Origin of the sequence: Hymenobacter volaticus, from assembly GCF_022921055.1 — a bacterium.
In the GTDB taxonomy this organism is placed as follows: Bacteria; Bacteroidota; Bacteroidia; order Cytophagales; family Hymenobacteraceae; genus Hymenobacter; species Hymenobacter volaticus.
Window position 1 is genome coordinate 1,916,350 of sequence record NZ_CP095061.1, and the last position, 20,312, is coordinate 1,936,661.

The following is a 20,312-nucleotide window of genomic DNA, read 5'->3' on the forward strand; positions in this document are numbered from 1 at the left end:
AATTACATAAGCTTATGCTGGAATCGGCCAGTTGACTGACAGTCAGGCGTAGTAGGTATTTGAGGGGCGACTGGTTATGCGGCTTATCTATTATCTATCAAGTTGTGCATTCATCGTGCACGGGCTCTTAGCTTGCGCCCACCCCCCGTTGGCGACTTCAGGCCGCTGCCGGTGGTAACAGTAGCGCCTGCTCCCAAGCTGTTATTTCTTAGCGGTCGGCTAACAACCGAGGCGTCGGGCTCACGCCTCCACGACATGCATGCTGAGGCAGTACCTGGCACTCTAAAGACGCCAGAAACAGCAACTGACACATCTACTTTTCTGCGCGTTTCCCAACTCGATAGTCGCCACCAGGTAGTAAGTGAAACAAGAGTAACTCATCCGCTACGCCGGAGCCTGGAGCACGTAGCCGACGATCAGCGCACTTTCCAGCGAACTGAGGTGAAGTTGTCAACAGCCGAATTCTTTGTTCGGCTGGCTCTGAAGCCGACCGCCGCCACTGTTCGCATCGAGGAAATTGCTAACGGTCAAACGTTTATTCTTAGTGAGCTTCCTATTCCTTCTAAAATATGAAAGTTTATTCAGTCTGGTTGTTATTGATGCTATGCGCGGGGCTATCAGTGCCAGTGGCCGCCCAACCTTTTCCCGTTGATACGCTGGTGAAGACTGGCAGCTTAACCAAGCGCATCAATTTGGTCTTTGTCCCCGACGGCTACAAGGAAGCTGAAATGCCCTTATTTGTTAGCCGGGCCAAGCAGGCCTTGCATAGCATGTTAGCCCAAAGTCCATTTCAGGAGTACCAGCAGTACTTCAACGCCTTTGCCATCAAAGTGCCTTCTGTTGAAAGCGGCTCGACGCACCCTCGCATGGCGCCCGACTGTGGTGCTACGCCGGCCTTCGCCGCTTCTACCTACTTCAATAGCACCTTTGATGTGGGCAGCATTCACCGGTTGCTAGTACCCCAACGAACCGCGGCTTTAGGCATGGTGCTGGCTCAGAGTTTCCCAACTTACGACCAAGTGTTTGTGCTCGTCAATTCCAGTGAATATGGTGGTTCGGGCGGTCAGTTTGCGACGTTTTCAGCAAACAACAACGCATCGGAAATAGCAATCCACGAAATCGGCCACTCCTTTGCAGGGCTATCCGACGAGTATTGGGCAGGAAGCCAGTACGCGCGGGAGACGGCCAACATGACGCAAACTACCGATCCGGCCAAGGTTCGGTGGGCTCCTTGGATGGGCACGAATGCGGTGGGTATCTATCCGCACGTAGATCACCCTGAATGGCAAAAGCCGCACCAGAGCTGTAAAATGCAGTTTTTGGACATGCCCTTTTGCTCGGTGTGCAAAGAAGCGTTTGTGGAACGCATACACACGTTGGTGTCGCCTCTACAAGCGTGTTCGCCCACCACCTTTACTATCAGCAACCCAAGCCAAGACCTGTCGTTTGCGCTTACGCTGCTACCTCCCAACCCTAACACGCTCAAAGTAACCTGGACCCGCGATGGTAAAGTGTTTGCCCGCGACACGGCGGCAACCACCGTCGCGCTGGCGCAAGTGCCATCGGGCATGCACACCGTCCGTGCCGTCGTGGTTGATACGACGGGCCTGACGCGCCAAGCCAGCCACGTCATACAGCACAGTTATACAGTTGACTGGACCATTACCCGCACAGTAGCAGGGGTGAGCATGACTTCCGCTACGGCGGTGTACGAAGTGGAAACGTACCCCAATCCGGTAAGCGACGTGCTGACGCTTAACTACCAACTGCCTCGGGTGGCGCCAGTAACCGTGACGGTGTATGATGCGGCTGGCCGCAAAGTGAAAACCATCCGTTATAACCGGCAAGCCGCCGGCCGCTACCAGTATCAGTTGCGGTCTGAGGAACTAGGAATAAGCCAGGCTGGCATCTACACGCTACTCTTAGATGTCGATGGCATTCCAATCACGCGGCAACTTGTGAAGCAGTGAGCTTGCTGTTTAACTTCACTTAGGCAAGTCTACCGACTTGTGCGCACCACTGCCCGTAGTTCGGTGAGCAAGGCATAGAGGCCGACGTAAGTCCGGTTCAAGTAAATAAAATGTTCAGAGCCGCGTGGTTCGCGTTGCTGGCGCAGTTCCGGTTGCTGCATTAGGTCGTCGCCGAGGGCGTACAGGGCCTGCATGTACGATGGGTCGCCAAAGTCGAACACCTCTTGCCGGAACGGCCGACCAACCAATTCCAGCGACGCTTGCATGGTATCGAGGTAGAACTGCTGTCGGGTAGCAGCATCCTCAGGACGCAGGATGCCGGCTTCGGTGAGTAGTGCCGCTAGCTTACTACGGTCGGCTAAGGTTTCGGGGGTCAGCAAATCGTTGAAGAGGCGGTGCACATCGGCAGGCACTTCTTTCACGCAGCCAAAATCGAGTACGCCAACGGTACCGCCTGCTTCGGCGCGCAACAGAAAGTTGCCGGGGTGCGGGTCGGCATGTACCATGCGCAATTCGTTGAGCTGGTACATGTAGAAGTCCCACAGTGCCTGGCCTAGCTGATTACGCACTTCCTGCGTGGGGGCAGTGGCCAGAAACTCTTTGAGGTGCAAGCCGGGCAGCCAATCCATGGTCAGGATGCGGGCTGAGGACAGCGCAGGATAGTAGGTGGCAAATTCTAAGTGGGGCAGAGCGGCACACTGGGCGGCTATTTCTTTTCCGCGGCGCAGCTCCAAGGCATAGTCGGTTTCTTCAATCAAGCGAGTTTCCACTTCCTGCAAGTACGGGCGGACTGTAGCTTCATCCAAGCCCAACACGCGCAACGCAATCGGCTTTACCAACCGAATATCCGAACGGATGCTGTCGGCCACGCCAGGATACTGCACTTTCACAGCCAAGGCTTTGCCATCGTTGCGGGCAAAGTGCACCTGCCCAATGCTTGCCGCCTGCCGGGCGTTGATGTCAAACTCCTCGAATACCTCGAACGGCGACTTCCCGAAAGCATCCCGAAACGCTTTCACCACCAACGGGCCCGATAGGGGCGGTGTTTGGTACTGCGCCTGCGCAAACTGGTCGGCGTAGGCAGTGGGTAGCAAGTTCTTCTCCATTGCCAGCATCTGCGCCACTTTCAGTACCGAGCCTTTCATTTCGCTTAGGGTACCGTACAACTCGGCCGCGTTGGCCGCGTGCAGGTCGTCGGTTGTGCTTTCGGCTCCTACGGCGCGCTTGGCGTAATGCTTCACGTAGTTGGCGCCTACATTGAGGCCGGTACGAGCAAAACGCGCAGCCCGCGCTACTTTGGTGGTAGGAAGTGAAGAAAGCGAGTTACTCTCAGGTAATTCGGACATTAAAGTTGATATGAAGCGGTGTAAACCCGTCGTGCAGCAGCTATCTAGCCAAGGCGATTATACTCAGACAATGCCTCAGTCGAAGTATTTCGCATGCTCAGGTTGTACAGGTAACCATTGCCATATTCCTGTCATGCTGAGCGCAGCCGAAGCATCTCGCGTGCTGACTTTGCAAGGGTAGGCTTACCACACCAGCGAGATGCTTCGGCTGCGCTCAGCATGACGTGCTAATTGGGCCATTAGCTTAAGCGCGCCCGCCAGATACTGCAACAAGTGCATACCAGATTAAGCATGACGTGCGCCTTTTCAGACTAGCGTCGGCGGCGGCTGTGCAGCAGAAAACGGATGAAGTCGGTGGCGGAATCCAGGGTGTTGCGGCCGACCAGGTCGAAGCTCAGAGTCACGGCTTTTTCGATAGCCGCGTCGGTGCGCTCGAAGTTGACGCTGTCGTCTTTGGCAAAGAAGCTAAGCACGAACAGTTGCTGCTGCCAGAAAAACCGGGGGTAGCCGTCTTGGATGAGTTGGCGGCTGGCTACCTCGTCGGTACGACGTCCTTCGCGCAGAATTTCGTCTACAAAGTCTTCAAATTCCTGCCGAAAGTCATCGAGCACCCGAGGAGTGAGGCCCGGCATTTTCGAGAGCGAACGGCGCAGGGCATTGAGAGCGTAGCTGCGGTTGCGCTTCAGAATCTCGATGAGCGTATAGTAGAAAGCCAGCAGCTTTTCGCGGGCGCCGTACTGCTCCCACACGGGCTCCTTAGCAGCGGTAGCACGAGCTTCCCGGCCAAAGTCCGCCCACAACTCCCGGTCGATAACGTCGAAGTTGGCGTAGTGCAGATAGAACTCCTGCTCAGGTAACCCTAGCTTCTTGGTGAGCTTATACACCGACGCTGGCTGGTGGCCTTTGTCTAATACATAGTCGAGGTAGGCTTGCTTGATCCGGACTTTCGTGGCGCTGGCCGTCTCGGGCACTGCTTGAGGCGAAGGTTGCTGTTCCATAGTACTGTTATAACCATCGGGAGGGCCGATTAGTTGAGTTTATTTAGAACAGATTCCAACGGCAGTTCTTGTCAGCTAACAGCCGCCCGATACGCCGTGCGGAAGGTTTCAATGGCCCGTTCCCGCGCAAACTTGTGGTCTACTATGGGGGCCGGATAAGCACTGGTACCGTATTCGGGTACCCACTTCTTCACGTAAGCCAGGTCGGGGTCGTATTGCTTGAGTTGGCTCTGGGGGCTGTACACCCGGAACCAAGGTGCGGCTACCACCCCGGTGCCGGCCATCCATTGCCAGTTGCCCACATTCTGGCTCATGTCGTAGTCGAGCAGCTTGTCGGAGAAATACTTGTCGCCCCACCGCCAATCAACGAGTAAGTGCTTTACCAGAAAGCCTGCCGTGGCAATGCGGGCCCGGTTGGGCATGTAGCCGGTTTCGTTTAGTTCGCGCATGCCGGCGTCTACCAGCGGATAGCCCGTCCGGCCCTCGCACCACGCCCGAAACTCTTCTTCGTTGTTGCGGTAAGGTACGTGGCGCAAGCGGGGCTCGTAGCTTTCCGTGGCCGTGTATGGGTAGTGCCAAAGCAGCATCATGAAGTAGTCGCGCCAAACCAGCTCGTCCAGCAGCTTCGGGTTCAGCTCCTGGGCTTGCCGCATCAGTTCCCGTACGCTCAGCGTCCCGAAACGCAGGTGCACTGAGCGGCGCGTGCTGCTGTCTACCCGGCCCGGCGTGTTGCGGGTGAGGTGATAGTTGCGCACTAGCTTCTCGGGGGGTAGCTCAGCAGAAGGAATGAATTGTCGAAATTCCTCGAAGCCCATTTCAGTTAGTGTGGGCCGGCTCGGAGCATTTGGCAGCTTAGTTAAGTTGGAAGCGTTGTACAGTTCGGCGGAAGGATACGGCCGTAGCTGCTCGTCGCGCAGGGCTTCCAGCCAGGCCTTGCGGTAGGAGCCGAACACTTTGGACGGCCTGCCCGATTTGCCGAGTAGTTCATTCTTAGCGAAAATCACTTGGTCTTTCAGCGCGTGAAATGTAGCGCCGTGTTGCTGGCATAGTTGGGCCACGGCCGTGTCGCGCTCGGTGGCGTAGGGTTCGTAGTCTTCATTGGTATACACGGCGGCCACTTTGTACGTGGTCAGCAGCTGCGCAAAAACTTCGAGCGGTCGGCCGTAGAACGCCAGCAGTTGGCCCCCGACTGGGCAGTTTTGCGGCCAAGCCGTTCTACTTCATCATAAATAAAGGTGACGCGCGCATCGCTCCGGCTAGGCAGTAAATCCAAAATTTCGCGGTCGTAGATAAAGAGCGGGACCACAGGAAACCCGCTTTGCAGGGCGGCGGTCAAGCCTGCATTGTCATGAAAACGGATGTCGCGGCGGTGCCAAAAGAGCGTAATTTCAGTCATAAAGCAAGTATAGCGCGAAGCTTGAACTTCGCCCATCGTTGATCCCTATAAATACGGTGTGTCAGTCAACGATGATACGAAAAGCTAGAGCTCCGCGCTGTCTTTTACTTCAATCGGCCCATACCGCCATCTACGGGCAGCACTTGGCCGGTGATAAAGGAGCTATGATCGGAGAGCAGAAAAGAGGCCATGTAGGCCAAGTCTTGGGGCTGACCTATGCGCTGCAAAGGGTGACGTTTGGCGCCTGCCTCCGCCTTTTCGGGCGTATTGAGCAAGGCGGCGGCAAGGGGCGTATCCGTCAGGGACGGCGCTATGGCATTCACCCGAACGTTGCTGGCAGCATACTCGGCAGCCAGCGCCCGGGTTAAGCCTTCTATAGCAGCTTTGGCCGTAGCAATGCTGGCGTGGAAACTCATACCCGTATCGGCGGCAACGGTGCTGAACAGCACCACCGAAGCGCCACCGGCCTTCTTGAGCCGCTTCATAGTGGCTTGCAGCACTTGCACGGCACCAAGCACATTCAGTTCGAAGTCGGCCCGAAAGTCATCCACCGGAATTCGCTCGAAAGGTCGCAGTTTGATGCTGCCTGGGCAGTACACCACCCCATGCAGCTCGTCGGGCAAACCGTCGAGGGCGTTGCCGATGGGTTGCGTCACGTCTAGCTCCAGAAAGGTGGTGCCTAGTTCAGCTAGCTCCGGGGAAAGGTGGCGCGAAGCGGTGTACAGGTTGGCATTGAGTTTATGCAGCAACTGGGCCGTGGCTAGCCCGATACCCGACGAAGCCCCAACGAGCAGAATGTTTTGGTTTGCGAATTCCATGGAGTGAAGTCAGATAGAAAGGATTTGATGACAACTGAACGGCGGAGCTAAGGTTTTGCGCCGATTATATGAGGTTGTCAATTTCAAGTGGTCTAGATTATGATCTTGTCAACTAGTGGTGTCATTAGCTGCGGTAACTGGTAGCCAAAAGACGAATTCATGCTAAAATTTTAATATCCTATGATTGAGAAGCGAATTTTCGCTCCTATTTCCCAAGTCTTTGACTAGCTTGCCACATGCATTCCTGTTCTACTTAAACACCGCATACTCCAAGATGAACATCCGCAAGCTGCTAGTCGCCAACCGAGGCGAAATCGCCATCCGCGTCATGCGTGCTGCCACCGAGCTCGGTATTACCACCGTAGCGGTTTACACCTACGAAGACCGTTACTCGCTGCACCGCTACAAAGCCGACGAAGCCTACCAAATCGGGCGCGACGACGAGCCGCTGAAGCCATACTTGGACATTGAAGGGTTGATTCGGACAGCCAAGGAAAACGGTGTGGACGCCATTCATCCGGGGTACGGCTTTCTGTCGGAAAATGCCACACTGGCCCGCCGGTGTGCCGAAGAAGGCATCATCTTCGTAGGGCCGCGGCCCGAAGTAATGGACGCACTAGGCGACAAAGTAGCCGCTAAGAAAGTGGCCGTTCAGTGCCAAGTGCCTATTATTGAAAGCAGCATCCAAGACCTTACCGACCTGCCTATTGCGCTAGAAGAAGCCCACCGCATCGGTTACCCCGTCATGCTGAAAGCTGCGGCTGGGGGCGGTGGCCGCGGTATGCGGGTTATTCGGGATGATGAGCAGCTAGAAAGAGGTTTCTTCGAGGCACGCAACGAGGCGTTAAAAGCTTTCGGCGACGATACCGTGTTCCTAGAGAAGTTTGTGGAGCAGCCCAAGCACATCGAGGTGCAGCTGGTCGCCGACAACTACGGCGGCCTTGTCCACCTCTACGAGCGCGACTGTTCGGTGCAGCGGCGCTACCAGAAAGTAGTGGAAGTGGCCCCCTCGCTGAATCTGCCCGACCACATGCGCCACCTCTTATATGAGTACGCGCTGCGCTTGGGCCGGGCCGTGAACTACAACAACGTGGGCACAGTCGAGTTTCTGGTTAATCCCGAGCAAGACCGCATCTACTTTATCGAGGTAAACCCCCGCATTCAGGTGGAGCACACCGTTACGGAGATGATTACGGGCGTCGACCTCATTAAAACGCAGCTCCACATTGCCGATGGCAAGCGCCTAATATCCCCCGAAATTGGCTTGGGCGGCGACAACAAGCCGCTGAAAAACGGCTACGCCATTCAATGCCGCATCACCACCGAAGACCCCACCAACGACTTCAAGCCCGACTACGGCACCATCACGGCGTACCGTTCGGCCGGCGGCTTCGGCATCCGCCTCGATCAGGGCTCGGTGTACACCGGCGTGAAAGTGTCGCCGTTCTTCGACTCCTTGTTGGTAAAAGTGTCGACCCATGCGCCTACGCTCGGTGAGGCGGCCACCAAAATGGCCCGGACGCTCGACGAGTTCAGGGTGCGGGGCGTGCGCACCAACATCCAGTTCCTGCAAAATATCATTGCGCACCCCATTTTCGGGGGCGGGGCTGCCAACGTCGATTTCATCAAAGACCACCCCGAACTGTTCAAGTTCAAGACCCGGCAAGACCGCGCCAGCAAGGTGCTCAACTTCCTCGGCGAAATCATTGTGAACGGCAACCCCGACGTGAAGGGCCTCGTGGATGAACGCCGGGAACTGCGCAAGCCGCGCCTACCGCAGTACGATCCGGAAGCACCATTGCAGCCCGGCACCAAAAATAAGCTCACGGAACTAGGTCCCGAGGAATTTGCCAAGTGGCTGCGCGAAGACAAGCAGATTCACTACACCGACACCACCCTCCGCGATTCGCACCAAAGCCTGCTGGCCACCCGCATGCGGACGTCGGATATGATGAAGGTGGCCGAGCGCTACGCCCACCAGCACCCCCAAACTTTCTCATTGGAATGCTGGGGCGGGGCCACGTTTGATGTGGCGCTGCGCTTCCTGCACGAAGACCCCTGGGCCCGGTTGGCGCAACTCCGCAAAGCCACCCCAAACATTCTGCTGCAAATGCTGATTCGCGGGGCCAATGGCGTGGGCTACAAGGCCTATCCCGACAACCTCACCGAGCGGTTTGTGCAGCAAGCCGCCGAAACCGGCATCGATGTGTTTCGCATTTTCGACTCGTTGAACTGGATGCCCGGCATGGAGGCGTGCATCGGCTTTGTGCGCAACAAAACCGACCGGTTGGCCGAGGGCAGCATCTGCTACACCGGCGACATCCTGGACCCCAAGCGCAACCAGAAATACAACCTCGAATACTACCTGCGTTTGGCCCGCCAGATCGAGGAAGCCGGCGCGCACATCCTGTGTATCAAGGATATGGCCGGGTTGCTGAAGCCCTATGCAGCCACCGAACTGGTTACAGCTCTGCGCGAAACCATCAGTCTGCCCATTCACCTGCACACCCACGATACGTCGTCGTTGCAGGCAGCTACCTATTTGAAGGCGGTGGAAGCAGGCGTCGATGTGATTGATGTGGCACTAGGTAGTTTGTCGGGTTTGACTTCGCAGCCCAACTTCAACTCCGTAGTGGAAATGCTGCGCGGCCAGCCCCGCCACCGTGAGTTCAACCAACCGTCGCTCAACGAGTTTAGCAACTATTGGGAAACGGTACGGGAGCATTACTATCCTTTCGAGTCGGGCTTGAAGGCTGGCAACTCCGAGGTGTTCCAGCACGAAATTCCGGGCGGGCAGTACAGCAACTTGCGGCCCCAAGCAGCGGCGCTAGGTTTGCTCGATAAATTTGAAACCATCAAGAGTACGTTCGCCGACGTAAACTTGCTCTTTGGGGATATTCCGAAGGTGACGCCTTCCTCGAAAGTGGTAGGTGACATGGCGCTGTATTTGGTTTCCAACAACCTTACTACGCAGGACGTGGTGGAGAAAGGGGAGAGCCTGAACTTCCCGGAATCGGTGCGCGAGTTGTTCCGCGGCGACATCGGCCAGCCCGAAGGCGGGTGGCCCGCCGACGTGCAACGCGTCATTCTCAAAGACGAGCCGCCCTTTACCGACCGGCCCAACGAGCATCTAGCGCCTATCGACTTCGACGCGGAATGGCAGAAGTTCGAGGAGAAGTTTGGTACCCGCGCCAAGTTCACGGATTTGCTGTCGTGGCTGCTCTACCCGAAGGTGTTCGAGCAATATTGGGCGCATTTGGTCCAGTACGGCGATGCGAGCATCGTGCCCACGCCGGTGTTCTACTACGGCTTAAAGCCGGGCGAGGAAACCATTGTGGACATTGCTCGCGGCAAGAGCATCATTGTGGGCTTGCAGTCCATCGGGACGGTAAACGAGGATGGCAACCGCACCATTTTCTTCAACCTCAACGGCCAGACCCGCAACGTGGAAGTGCGCGACCTAAGCGTGGAAGTGAAGCGCGTGCTAAACCAAAAAGCCGACAAGTTCAACGCCAAGCAGGTGGGCGCTCCGTTGCAGGGGCTACTTTCCAGAGTGTTGGTAAAAGACGGCGAGGAAGTAAAGCGCAATTCGCCGCTCTTCATCATCGAGGCCATGAAAATGGAAACCACTATCACCGCCCCCGAAGATACCACCGTGCAGAGCCTGCACCTGCAAGAAGGCACCCTCGTTAATGCCGACGATTTGGTACTGACGCTGGCTTAGTATGAGTGAAAGCTAATATATTACTGCTGCCTTGTGCCACAAGTTGAGTTTGCTATGTAGAGAACCCAAAGAGCCGTTGTGCTGCTGTTTTGCACAACGGCTCTACTTGCCTTGTTCTAGTAAAACCTGGACCGAAAGCGGGTAGTTAGCTATGCAGTAAGGTATTGACTTAGAGCGAAATACTTAGTTTAAGATTGCTATGATTGCGCACTTATTGCCTATTGCTGTTTTGCTGCTAGCTAGTACAGCGGCTGCTGCCCAAAGTTCTTTACCACCGCCGGTTGAGCAGACTGGCGCGGCAGCCCGAGACAATATTAACGCGCTAGGGCGAGGCGACGCCGCCATCGTACGCAAACCCACCAGCGCGGGAGTAATCGGGTCGCCCTACGTTGACAACCGGTGGCTGTTGGCCCGGCTCACGCTTTCGACGAAAGTTCCGCTGGCGCCGGTACCGCTCAAGTACGATGCACTAAATCAGCGCCTGCTCATGCGCCCCTTCAACCGACCAACCGATTCACTACAGCTCGACGACCGAGCCGTGACGCGTTTCGAGCTGGACGATCCGGTTGCGGGAACTACCACCGTTCGGAAGCGAGTGTTTCGACGTTTCGAGGAAGCACCTGTGCCCAGCCAGCGCACCGACTACGTGGAGGTGTTGCACGAGGGGCGCTACGCGCTGCTGAAGCGGTACGTGAAGTTGATGCGCAGAGCCAACAATACCGGCGCGTACAATACCGGCCAGCAGTTCGACCAAGTTGAAGACAAAAACGTGTATTATCTGCGTCGTCCTGATGCTAGCTTGGTGTTGCTTAAACTGAGCGTGAAAACCTTGCAAGCGGCCATGCCTGAATTAGCCGCTGCCTTAAAGGAATCGGCAGCCGCTCAAAAAGCCAAAACCGACGTGGAGTGGGCTAGCGTACTCAACGCCCTTGACCCTAAATAACAAGCGCTGGGTTTCAAGCAAGTAGCCCAACAGTACCAGGGTTTTTATGTCTGGTACTGTTGGGCTACTTGATTTTTGCCGTGCGTTAATCGGCTACTGCACTACTTCTTAGTGCAGGTACACGGCGTGCAGCACGGCGGCAGGTTGCGTTGCTGCTTCAGTGAAAAGGCGCAACGTGTCGCCACTGATTTTGTATGTGCGCGTGTTGGTTAGGGCATTCATAAAGCCGGCTTCAGTGGCGAGAGCCGGACACGCCATCTTGGTAGAAGCAAGCGGCCCGAAACGAAGTTGTCCATCGGCGGGGAGTTCAAACGTACCCCGGAACCGGTTGCAACCGCCGTTGCCTTCTACATTCAACTCATTGGCTCGTAGCAGCAAATACACTTCGCCATCAGTTGGAACAGGAGCGGGCTGGCCCTCCAAGGTGCGAAGCACCCAACGAGTGTTGCGTAGTGAAGCCAATGGAGTAGTGGGCTGCGAAGCTGGAGAGGTGGACTGACAGGCTGCAAGTAGTAACAAGGGCAACCCAAGCACAATACGAGGCATGTAAAGCATAAGTCAAGAGAGAGTAATGGGCACTTGTAAGTAAAATATGAAAAGGTCTCAACTGAATTGTACAAGCAAATATGCAAAACGGTTAATTTGCGTCATGCGTAAATTCCTCCCTACCGTTCTGTTTCTATTACTTTCAGTTCTCCACCTACAAGCACAAAAGAAAGCTGCGTCTACAGCCGCCGCAGGGGTATCAGCAGCTACTGTGGAGCGCGTAATGCGCACGTTGGCTGCCGACAACATGCAAGGCAGGGCCGCTGCCAAACCGAGTGGTTTGCAAGCGGCACAGTTCTTGGCCGCCGAGTTTCAGCGCTTAAACCTACAAATGCTGCCGGGCCTTACAAGCTACGAACAGGTTTTTCCGGCGTACGAGACGCGCGTGGCCGCTTTATTTGTGACAATAAACAATGTACCCGTAGCCAAGGACAAGGCCTTACTTATCTCCACTCAGCCCCACTTAAACTGGACCGATACCGACGAGCCCGCCACGCGGATTCTGGTGGTTGGCCCGCAGGATAAGTTTCAGCAATACATGCGCGACATCGTGCGGCCCCGCGAAAACACTGTGGTGCTGCTCGACCCAGTACATGCACCAGCCTTCAAGCGAGTAGCCGATTACCTAAGCCACAGCAACATCCGGGCAGAGAAAACGGAGAATCCATTCTCTAGCGTGGTGGTGCTAACGTCAGCGCTGCCCGAAGGGAAAGTAACCTTCAAGGTAGCCGCCAACACCACCATGCATCCTGTGGAACTGCGCAATGTTGTGGGCGTATTGCCGGGCAAAGATCCTGCCCGGGCTGCTGAGCAAGTGGTTTTCTCGGCTCACTACGACCACATCGGCTTTCTGCCTGCCGTAGCCGGTGATTCCATTGCCAACGGCGCCGATGACGATGCCAGCGGCACCACGGCTGTGGTGGCGTTGGCTGAGTTTTTCAAAAAGAAAAACAACAACGCCCGCACCCTAATCTTTGTGGCTTTTACAGCCGAGGAAATCGGTGGCTTCGGCTCCCAATACTTCTCGAAGCAGCTTGATCCGGCCAAGATTATTGCCATGTTCAACATTGAAATGATTGGCAAACCATCCAAGTTTGGACCCAATGCCGCCTTTATCACAGGCTTCGAACGGTCTGATTTTGGTCCGTTGCTGCAAGCCAATCTAAAGGGCTCTGCTTTTCATGTTGAACCCGACCCATACCCCGAGCAGAACCTGTTTTACCGTTCCGATAACGCTACACTGGCCCGCTTAGGGGTGCCCGCGCACAGCATCAGCACCGACCAGATTCCTACTGACAAGCTCTATCACTCAGTAGACGACGAAATAGAATCGTTGAATTTGCCGAACATGACAGCCGTTATTAGCGGCATTGCCCGCAGTGCCACCGGTATCATCTCTGGTCAGCAGACACCCACTCGTATTGCGCCGGAAGCTGCCGCAACGCCCAAACCTTAGGCGTAGGCTATAATTGAAAACAGGCAGTGCGAAGGGGTAGAATCATTCTACTCCTTCGCACTGCCTGTTTTGTTTCTCTCCTAATGTTAGGTTGACGCTGCCGCAGCTCCTGCTAAGGCGTGGTGCTGGTAGCGTTGCACAGCATGAAATAGCTTAGGCTGCCGTATGCGTCTGAAACGATGGCTGACCTTGCGTAGGATCAACTTTAAGAATGTTGCCAGCCACTGGCAGTGTTACCCACACCATGGCGCCTCCTTCCGGACCCGCACTCATACCCAAAGTGCCACCGTGGCATTCAGCAAAAGTCCGGCATAATTGCAAGCCTAAGCCTGTGCCCTGAGCCGGGCCACCAGAGTTGCTAGCCCGTAGTTGCGGCTGCCGAGGGTGCAACACTTGCTTTAATTGGCTGATTGGCATGCCGGGTCCTGTATCTGTTACAGAAACACAGACCTGAGTTGGGTCGGTGGTGTCCGGGGTGGCTTGCAACCGGATAGTACCGCCGGTAGGAGTGAACTTCAGTGCATTACTGACCAGGTTGCGCAGGATAGTACGCACCATGTTCTGATCGGCATACAAAACCAGATGAGGATCCGCATCATACTGAAGCTGAACCTGATTGGAGTGGGCACTGGTTTGAAACAGCTCGTAGCACTCCGACAATAGCTCTCGCGCATGCAGATGTTCAGGATGGCAGCTTAGTTCACCTGTCTGGCTAACTGCCCAATTCAACAAGTTGTCGAGTAAGCCATTGAGACTTTGGGCCGATTCTCGGACTAGTTCTGGCAAGTGGCGGAGCCCTTCTTGGTCGTTGGTTCGTTGATAGAAGCTGATCAGCTCCGTTACCCCGGTAAAGGCCATTACTGGTCCGCGTAGGTCATGCGCTATAATGGCATAAAGCCGCGCCTTAGAGTCGGCAAGTTGGCGAAGCTCATGGGCCGCATCTTCCAGAGCTGTGTTTTTCGCTGCTACTAGTTGGTGCTGAGCCGCTAGTTCTTGGCGGCTTCGTAGGAGCTGACCGTATAGCAGGCTTCCGACCACTACAAGCAGCAGCAGGCCGCCCACTATCACCCCAAGCAACTGAATACGGTCCTCGTCCCGCTCAACGCGTAGTTGCGTTACCTTTTGACGCTGCGTGAGAAGTCGGATGTTGTCTTCTTGCTCGTGCGTATTGTAGCGGCTCTGAAGGGTAGCCATGGCCCGCGTGTTTACCTCCGTCACTAGACTGTCGCGCAGGTGCTGAAAACGCTGCTGCATGCGATAAGCTTGTTGGTATTGACCTAGTGCGGCATGGCTCTCAGCAAGTTGCTGATAGGAGTTCTGCTGCCGTTCGGGCGAACCTACTTGCCGGGCATAACGCATTCCAAGCGTAGCGGCATCCAGCGCCGGCTGAAGTTGCTGCTGGGCTCGTAGCACCACCGATAAATGGGTATACGCTCCCGACAAGCCGTATTCATCACCTAGCACTCGATACAGCATTACCGCCTCTAGCAAACTCGTGCGCGCCGAGTCAGGCTGTTGCTGGCGGGCCTGCACCTTGCCGAGCGTGAAGAGACTGTTAGCTTGGCCGGGGAGATTGTCGAGAATCGCAAACAACAGCAAAGCACGCCGGATATATTGGTTGGCTTGCTTGAGACTGTCTTGCTGCCAAGCTACATCAGCTAAGTTGGTCAGAAATAGGGCTTGATCAGCAGAATCGTGGCGTTGCTCAGCTAAAAGCAACCCCATGTTGTAGAACCTTGCCGCAGTAGCGAAATGACTATGCAGAATGTGGCACTTGGCCATGCCGTTGTAAGCATAGCCCATCGCCTTCTTCATGCCCAGGGACCTGAACATGCGCAAAGCGGCTAAATGCTGCTTTAATGCTTCGTCGGCGCTTCCGGCTAAGGTCATGCAGGTGCCGAGGTCATTGTGGCAACGGGCTTCGCCCCGGAGGTAATGGAGTTTGCGAGCTAGCGCAATGCCCTGTTCGGCATAACGGCGTGCGCGCGGTAGATCAGAGTGACTTAAGTTCCAGCATAATTCGTCGAGCAGCACTACGCGCATGGTATCGGTAGGCTTAGTAAGAGCTAACTGCCTTTGTAGACTGTCAAGAACAGCCGGGTTGGCACTTTGCGCCTCCGCTGCCGAGATAGATAAAGTAAATAGGGTAAAAAAGAGTAATAATGTTTTCACAATAACCTAAAGAAAGTAGCCGCTGACCGACTGGTCAAATCTACGTATAATTCTATGTTACTTACTCAATTCGTTAAAGCTTAACCTATATGAATAAGAAAATAAAACAGATTTAGTGCAAGTGTAAGTGCGGCTCCTCCTTGCCAGTATCTACTTCGGTATGTGGTATGACAATTCGAGTGTGGCTTGTATTGCTGTATAAAAAATAAAATCAATGCATAACCTCTGTATATGGCCTAGGCAACGTGTAAGAGGGTATATTAACAACTATCAGGATAAAACAGTATACGTAAATGAGTTTATTGAAATAAAATATATTTTATGTGCTAATACCTTCCTTGGTAGCTTCGAGTATGGTGCTAGCCCAACTACATCTTAGGCATATTCTGACAACCGAGCTTAGCCGTGAAATGAAAAATAATGCAATTGCAAACATCCCATTTTTAGGTAATTCATACGCTAGAAATTCGATGTGAATTATACTCAAGTACTGAGCTGCTTCAGGACATATACGTTCTTAATGGGGCAATCTTACGCTTAGGCCTGCACCCAGGTAAGGACCAGTAGGGGCATACGAAGCAGTGCCAGGACCATTGCCAGCTGTTACATCGAGGCGGAGACCAGAGAACGGGCGCCAGTATACGCCGGAGGTTAGGCCCGGTTGCCATCCTGCCGCACGTTGCCATGTGGTATAAGTCTCCGCGAAAAATCCGAAATGTTCACCCAATGGTCCGTTCAAGGCCAGAGTGCCTAGGTATTGACCCCTACTAGTGTCGGCCGCTTTGAAGCCGCGTTGCCGAAAGCCAAAGTTCATTTCCAAGCCAAACCGCTTGCCGAGTTGTTGAGAGACCAGCAAGCGAACTGCTGGCTCGTACACCTTGTTGAGGTATGAGTCATCGCCATTGCGGAGCGTCATTTCGGCTAGCACTGCCACTTGAGAGCGGTTGTCTTGGTTAGAGGAAGCCAGCATTTTGGCGCCAACTGTAAGCGGCGCAAAGCCCGTTGGGCCAGATGTAGAGATTGGCACCTGCCCAACTTCAGGGACGAAAGTGGTTTTCGATTCCGGCGAATGACGGTAGTTTTGCTCTACCCGTAATTCCATTAGTCCCCAGAAACCGACTCGCAATAAACCCCGCGAAAAAGCCGGTGAAGCACCGTCAGCGGTGCGTAACTGGCGCTGGCTACCTACTTCAAGCTGCACCTGCCCGGGCCGTAGGATATTGGTCGTGACGGTTTGACCGGGCCGGTCGGGCCGAATGTTGCGGATGAAAGGAGTGTCGGCATTGTCGACGTTAGGGTCAACAGTCTGAGCCAGAGTGCGGGCCGAACCGGCAAGTAAAAAGCCGGTGGCAGTCAGCAGGGTGGAGATGCGCATGTCTTCCGGACGCCAGTGCGCCGAAGAAAGTTCGTCTCTACCAGAAACGTAACCTACGAGCACTAAGCTGGCACTACGAGACAGAAGCAGAAGTACCAGTATTTTTCAGAGCTACGGGACGTGGAATAGTCGGCGCTTTTGCGTGTGTGCATTTCCTCAACAACAAGAAAGCACCAATGCTGCCTAGCACCGATGCTTTCAATGTAAAATACTTCATCCTGAAGCTATAGATGCCTGTCAGTACCGATTCGTGCTGAGTTATTGGACTCTGATAAACAGGCGTTAATGCACCAGCACTGGCTCTTGCTGCTCAACTGCGAGTTCCGGTTGCGGGCCATACTTGGAATGCTCGGCGCGGTAGGCCCGCTCGAAAATGAGGGGGAAGATGAACAGCGTCAGAATGGTGCCCGTAATCAGCCCGCCGATAACTACAATGGCTAGTGGCTTAGAGGTTTCGGAGCCGATGCCGGTGCTCATGGCGGCGGGCATCAGGCCGATGGTGGCCATCAGGGCCGTCATTACTACGGGGCGCACACGGCTCGTGACGCCGTCAGCAATGCTGAAGTTGAGGCTGAGCTTGCGCACCATGTTCTGCTTGAACACTGATATCAGAATGACGCCGTTTTGGATGCAGATGCCGAAGAGGGCAATGAACCCGATACCGGCCGAAATGCTGAAGTTGGTATGGGTGATTAGCAGCGCCGCAATACCGCCAATAATGGCAAACGGCACGTTGAGCAGCACCAGTCCGGCGTCTTTCAAATTGCCGAACAGTATGAAGAGAATAAAGAAAATCAGGGCCAGCGAAACCGGAACCACTTGGGTGAGGCGTTCGGTGGCGCGGCGCTGGTTTTCGAAGTCGCCAGTCCATTTCATGCTGTAGCCTTTGGGCAAGCTCACCACCTTATTCACCTCGCGCTGGGCTTCCTCAATGGTGCTGCCCATGTCGCGGCCCCGGATGCTGAACTTCACGGCCGAGAAACGCTGGTTGTCGTCGCGGTAGATGAGCGAGGGGCCCGTAACGTCTTCGATGGTCGCAATTTCGGAGAGGGGCACGGATTTGCCGTTTTGGGTAGGCACCATCAGGGCTGCAATCTGGCGGTTCGACTCGCGGAACTGCTGTTGGTAGCGCACCCGGATGGGGAATTTCCGCTCGCCTTCGTACATCTGCGAGGCCTGCTTGCCGCCCACGGCCATTTCCAGCACGGCGTTGGCGTCGGATTTGCTCACGCCGTAGCTGGCCATGCGCCTCTCGTCTAGCTCCACGTGCAGTTCCGGCTGCCCGATGTTGCGGAGCACACCCAAATCGTCGATGCCCTTGATGTGCTTGAGCACGCCGTATACTTGGCGGCCTTTTTGTTCCATCAGCTTGAGGTCGTTGCCGTAAATTTTCACTGCAATAGAGCCTTTCACGCCGGAAGCAGCTTCTTCCACGTTGTCGGTGATGGGCTGCGAAAAGTTGAAATCCACGCCGGGAAAGCGGTTAAGCTTTTCCTTCATGCCCGCAATCAGGGCCTCGCGCTTGTCTTTGTGCTTCATCTCGGCCTGCACCTCCGGCGTGTGCTTGAGCTGCACCAGAAACTCGTTGTTATAGAAGCCGGTCGGGTCGGTACCGTCGTTGGGACGGCCGGTTTGACTTACCACGTCGCCCACCTCGGGGAAACTGAGGAACACGCGGCGCATCTCGTTGCAAAGCTTGTTGCTTTCTTCCAGCGAAATACTCAGCGGCAACTGCGCCCGCACATAAATGGAGCCTTCATTCAGCTCGGGCAAAAACTCGGAGCCTAGAAAGTGGAAAGAACCCATGCCCACCACCACAGCCACGGTGGCTACCAGTAGGCTGGCAGTTTTACGGGCGTAGGTGAAAGCAAAGAACCGTTGCGCGCCCTTGTTGATGCCGCGCACAAAGAAGTTGTCTTTCTCTACCACGTTCTTCTTCAGCAAGATGCTAGTAAGCACCGGCACCAGCGTAAGCGTGAAGATGAGCGCCCCGAGCAGGGCAAAGCCCAACGTCCAGGCCAGCGGCGAAAATACTTTGCCTTCCACTTTCTCGAACGAGAAGATGGGTAGCAACGCCGTGATGATGATGGCCTTGGAGAAGAAAATGGCTTTCCCCATGTCGCGGCCGGTTTTCTTGATCAAACCCGACTTCGCAAGCTTGTTGAACTTCTCCATGCCCATCTTGTGGGCCTTGTGGTCGAGGGCTACGAACAGCCCCTCCACCATCACCACCGCTCCGTCGATAATGATGCCGAAGTCGATGGCGCCCATACTCAACAGGTTGGCGCTCATGCCTTTCAGCCGCAAACAGATGAAGGCGAACAGCAAGGCCAGCGGAATAATCACCGACACGATAACTGTAGTGCGCCAGTCGGCCATGAACACGAACACGATAACTGTCACGAGCACAATGCCTTCCAGCAAGTTGTGAATTACGGTTTCGGTGCTGAAGTCGATGAGTTGCTGCCGGTCGTAGAAGGTGTGGATTTGCACGCCGGCCGGTAGAATCTTCTCGTTAAGCAGCGTCACCTTGTCTTTGAGGCGAGCAATAACTTCGGACGGATTTTCACCCTTGCGCATCACCACTATGCCTTCCAGCACGTCGTCGTTGAGGCCACGCCCCACCCGGCCTAGCCGTGGCAGCGCCGACTCCTGCACCTGCGCCACGTCCTTCACCAGAATTGGGGCCCCGTTCACGTTCTTGATGACCGTGTTGTTGATGTCGGAAATGTTGTTAAGTAGGCCGATGCCGCGCACCACGTAGTTCTGCTGACCCTGGTTTATCACGTCGCCGCCCACGTTGATGTTGGAGCGCTGAATCGTGTTGTAGAGGTCGAGGGGCGTGATGTTGAAGGTCTGAAGCTTGCCGGGGTTCACGCTGATTTCGTAGGCTTTCACTTCCCCGCCGAAGCTGTTTACGTCGGCCACGCCAGGCACGGCTTTCAGGTTGCGTTCCACCACCCAATCCTGAATGGTTTTCAACTCGCGCGTCGTCTTGTCCTTGCTCTGGAGCGTATAGCGGAAAATTTCGCCGGTGGGGCCGTAGGGCGGTTGCACGTCGGGTTCGGCGCCTTCGGGCAGGTCGGCCTGGCTGAGCAGGTTGTTGACTTGCACGCGGGCAAAGGCATCGTCCACACCATCATCGAAAATCACCTTCACCACCGACAGCCCGAAGAGAGTAGTGGACCGGATGCTGGTTTTCTTCTGCACCGGATTGAGAGAAATTTCAATCGGAGCCGTCACAAACTTCTCAATCTCCTCGGCCGAGCGGCCGGGCCACTGCGTGATAATGGTAATTTCCGTGTTCGTAACGTCCGGAAACGCCTCAATTGGCGTGTTGCGGTAGCTTATCACCCCGGCCACGATGACGGCCAGCGTCATCAGGAACACGAAGCCCCGGTTTTTAAGCGAAAAGGCAATAATGCCCTGAATGAATTTATTCATGATAAGTCGTGGCTGACTATATAGGTGTCGTCAGGCTGAGCGAAGTATCTCGCGGGCTGACGTTGATATGGGTATTGGTCGTGCTGCGCTTGCCGAAGCATCTCGTGTGCATCGCTGCGCAAGT

At 55.1% G+C, this 20,312-nt stretch carries 13 protein-coding genes and 1 pseudogene; 5 read left to right on the forward strand and 9 right to left on the reverse strand.

What is annotated here, in order from left to right:
• The first annotated feature begins 132 nt into the window (after positions 1–132).
• Both MUN86_RS08270 and MUN86_RS08275 read left to right on the forward strand, forming a co-directional pair.
• Positions 133–573: a hypothetical protein gene (locus MUN86_RS08270; protein ID WP_245124014.1), complete on the forward strand. Its 441-nt coding sequence runs from the start codon at positions 133–135 to the stop codon at positions 571–573.
• On the forward strand, positions 570–1,970 hold the full coding sequence (locus MUN86_RS08275) for a M64 family metallopeptidase (RefSeq protein WP_245124016.1): 1,401 nt from the start codon (positions 570–572) through the stop codon (positions 1,968–1,970). The genes MUN86_RS08270 and MUN86_RS08275 overlap by 4 nt, the downstream gene beginning before the upstream one ends.
• Positions 1,971–1,999: 29 nt before the next feature.
• Here the strand turns inward: MUN86_RS08275 and MUN86_RS08280 are convergent, their stop codons facing one another.
• The 5 genes and pseudogenes from MUN86_RS08280 to MUN86_RS08300 form a co-directional block, all read right to left on the reverse strand.
• Positions 2,000–3,316 carry an ABC1 kinase family protein gene (locus MUN86_RS08280; protein WP_245124019.1) on the reverse strand — a complete coding sequence of 439 codons (1,317 nt, stop codon included), beginning with the start codon at positions 3,314–3,316 and terminating at the stop codon, positions 2,000–2,002.
• A 311-nt stretch (positions 3,317–3,627) separates the two neighbouring features.
• Positions 3,628–4,314: a TetR/AcrR family transcriptional regulator gene (locus MUN86_RS08285; RefSeq protein ID WP_245124021.1), complete on the reverse strand. Its 687-nt coding sequence runs from the start codon at positions 4,312–4,314 to the stop codon at positions 3,628–3,630.
• A gap of 71 nt (positions 4,315–4,385) precedes the next feature.
• Positions 4,386–5,129 (reverse strand): FAD-binding domain-containing protein, encoded by a 744-nt coding sequence (locus MUN86_RS08290; protein ID WP_375379496.1) that lies wholly within the window; start codon positions 5,127–5,129, stop codon positions 4,386–4,388.
• A 150-nt stretch (positions 5,130–5,279) separates the two neighbouring features.
• Positions 5,280–5,746 (reverse strand): annotated as a pseudogene (locus MUN86_RS32310) (deoxyribodipyrimidine photo-lyase); the annotation flags it as partial.
• Positions 5,747–5,814: 68 nt separating this feature from the next.
• Entirely contained in the window at positions 5,815–6,528 is a 714-nt protein-coding gene (locus MUN86_RS08300) for an SDR family NAD(P)-dependent oxidoreductase (protein WP_245124025.1), read from the reverse strand.
• Positions 6,529–6,802: 274 nt separating this feature from the next.
• Between MUN86_RS08300 and MUN86_RS08305 the strand changes: the two genes are divergently transcribed.
• On the forward strand, positions 6,803–10,252 hold the full coding sequence (locus MUN86_RS08305) for a pyruvate carboxylase (protein ID WP_245124026.1): 3,450 nt from the start codon (positions 6,803–6,805) through the stop codon (positions 10,250–10,252).
• 199 nt (positions 10,253–10,451) lie between these two features.
• Complete coding sequence (locus MUN86_RS08310) at positions 10,452–11,195, forward strand: hypothetical protein (RefSeq protein ID WP_245124028.1); 744 nt, start codon at positions 10,452–10,454, stop codon at positions 11,193–11,195.
• A 108-nt stretch (positions 11,196–11,303) separates the two neighbouring features.
• Here the strand turns inward: MUN86_RS08310 and MUN86_RS08315 are convergent, their stop codons facing one another.
• Entirely contained in the window at positions 11,304–11,750 is a 447-nt protein-coding gene (locus MUN86_RS08315) for an META domain-containing protein (protein ID WP_245124030.1), read from the reverse strand.
• A 94-nt stretch (positions 11,751–11,844) separates the two neighbouring features.
• Here MUN86_RS08315 and MUN86_RS08320 point away from each other — a divergent pair, with 94 nt between their 5' ends.
• On the forward strand, positions 11,845–13,197 hold the full coding sequence (locus MUN86_RS08320; protein ID WP_245124032.1) for a M20/M25/M40 family metallo-hydrolase: 1,353 nt from the start codon (positions 11,845–11,847) through the stop codon (positions 13,195–13,197).
• A gap of 153 nt (positions 13,198–13,350) precedes the next feature.
• On the opposite strand, the gene MUN86_RS08325 is transcribed toward MUN86_RS08320, so the two are convergent.
• The 3 genes from MUN86_RS08325 to MUN86_RS08335 form a co-directional block, all read right to left on the reverse strand.
• Positions 13,351–15,240: a sensor histidine kinase gene (locus MUN86_RS08325; RefSeq protein ID WP_245124034.1), complete on the reverse strand. Its 1,890-nt coding sequence runs from the start codon at positions 15,238–15,240 to the stop codon at positions 13,351–13,353.
• A gap of 646 nt (positions 15,241–15,886) precedes the next feature.
• On the reverse strand, positions 15,887–16,744 hold the full coding sequence (locus MUN86_RS08330) for a transporter (protein ID WP_245124037.1): 858 nt from the start codon (positions 16,742–16,744) through the stop codon (positions 15,887–15,889).
• Between the two features lie 282 nt (positions 16,745–17,026).
• Positions 17,027–20,188 (reverse strand): efflux RND transporter permease subunit, encoded by a 3,162-nt coding sequence (locus tag MUN86_RS08335; RefSeq protein WP_245124040.1) that lies wholly within the window; start codon positions 20,186–20,188, stop codon positions 17,027–17,029.
• Between the last annotated feature and the right edge of the window lie 124 nt (positions 20,189–20,312).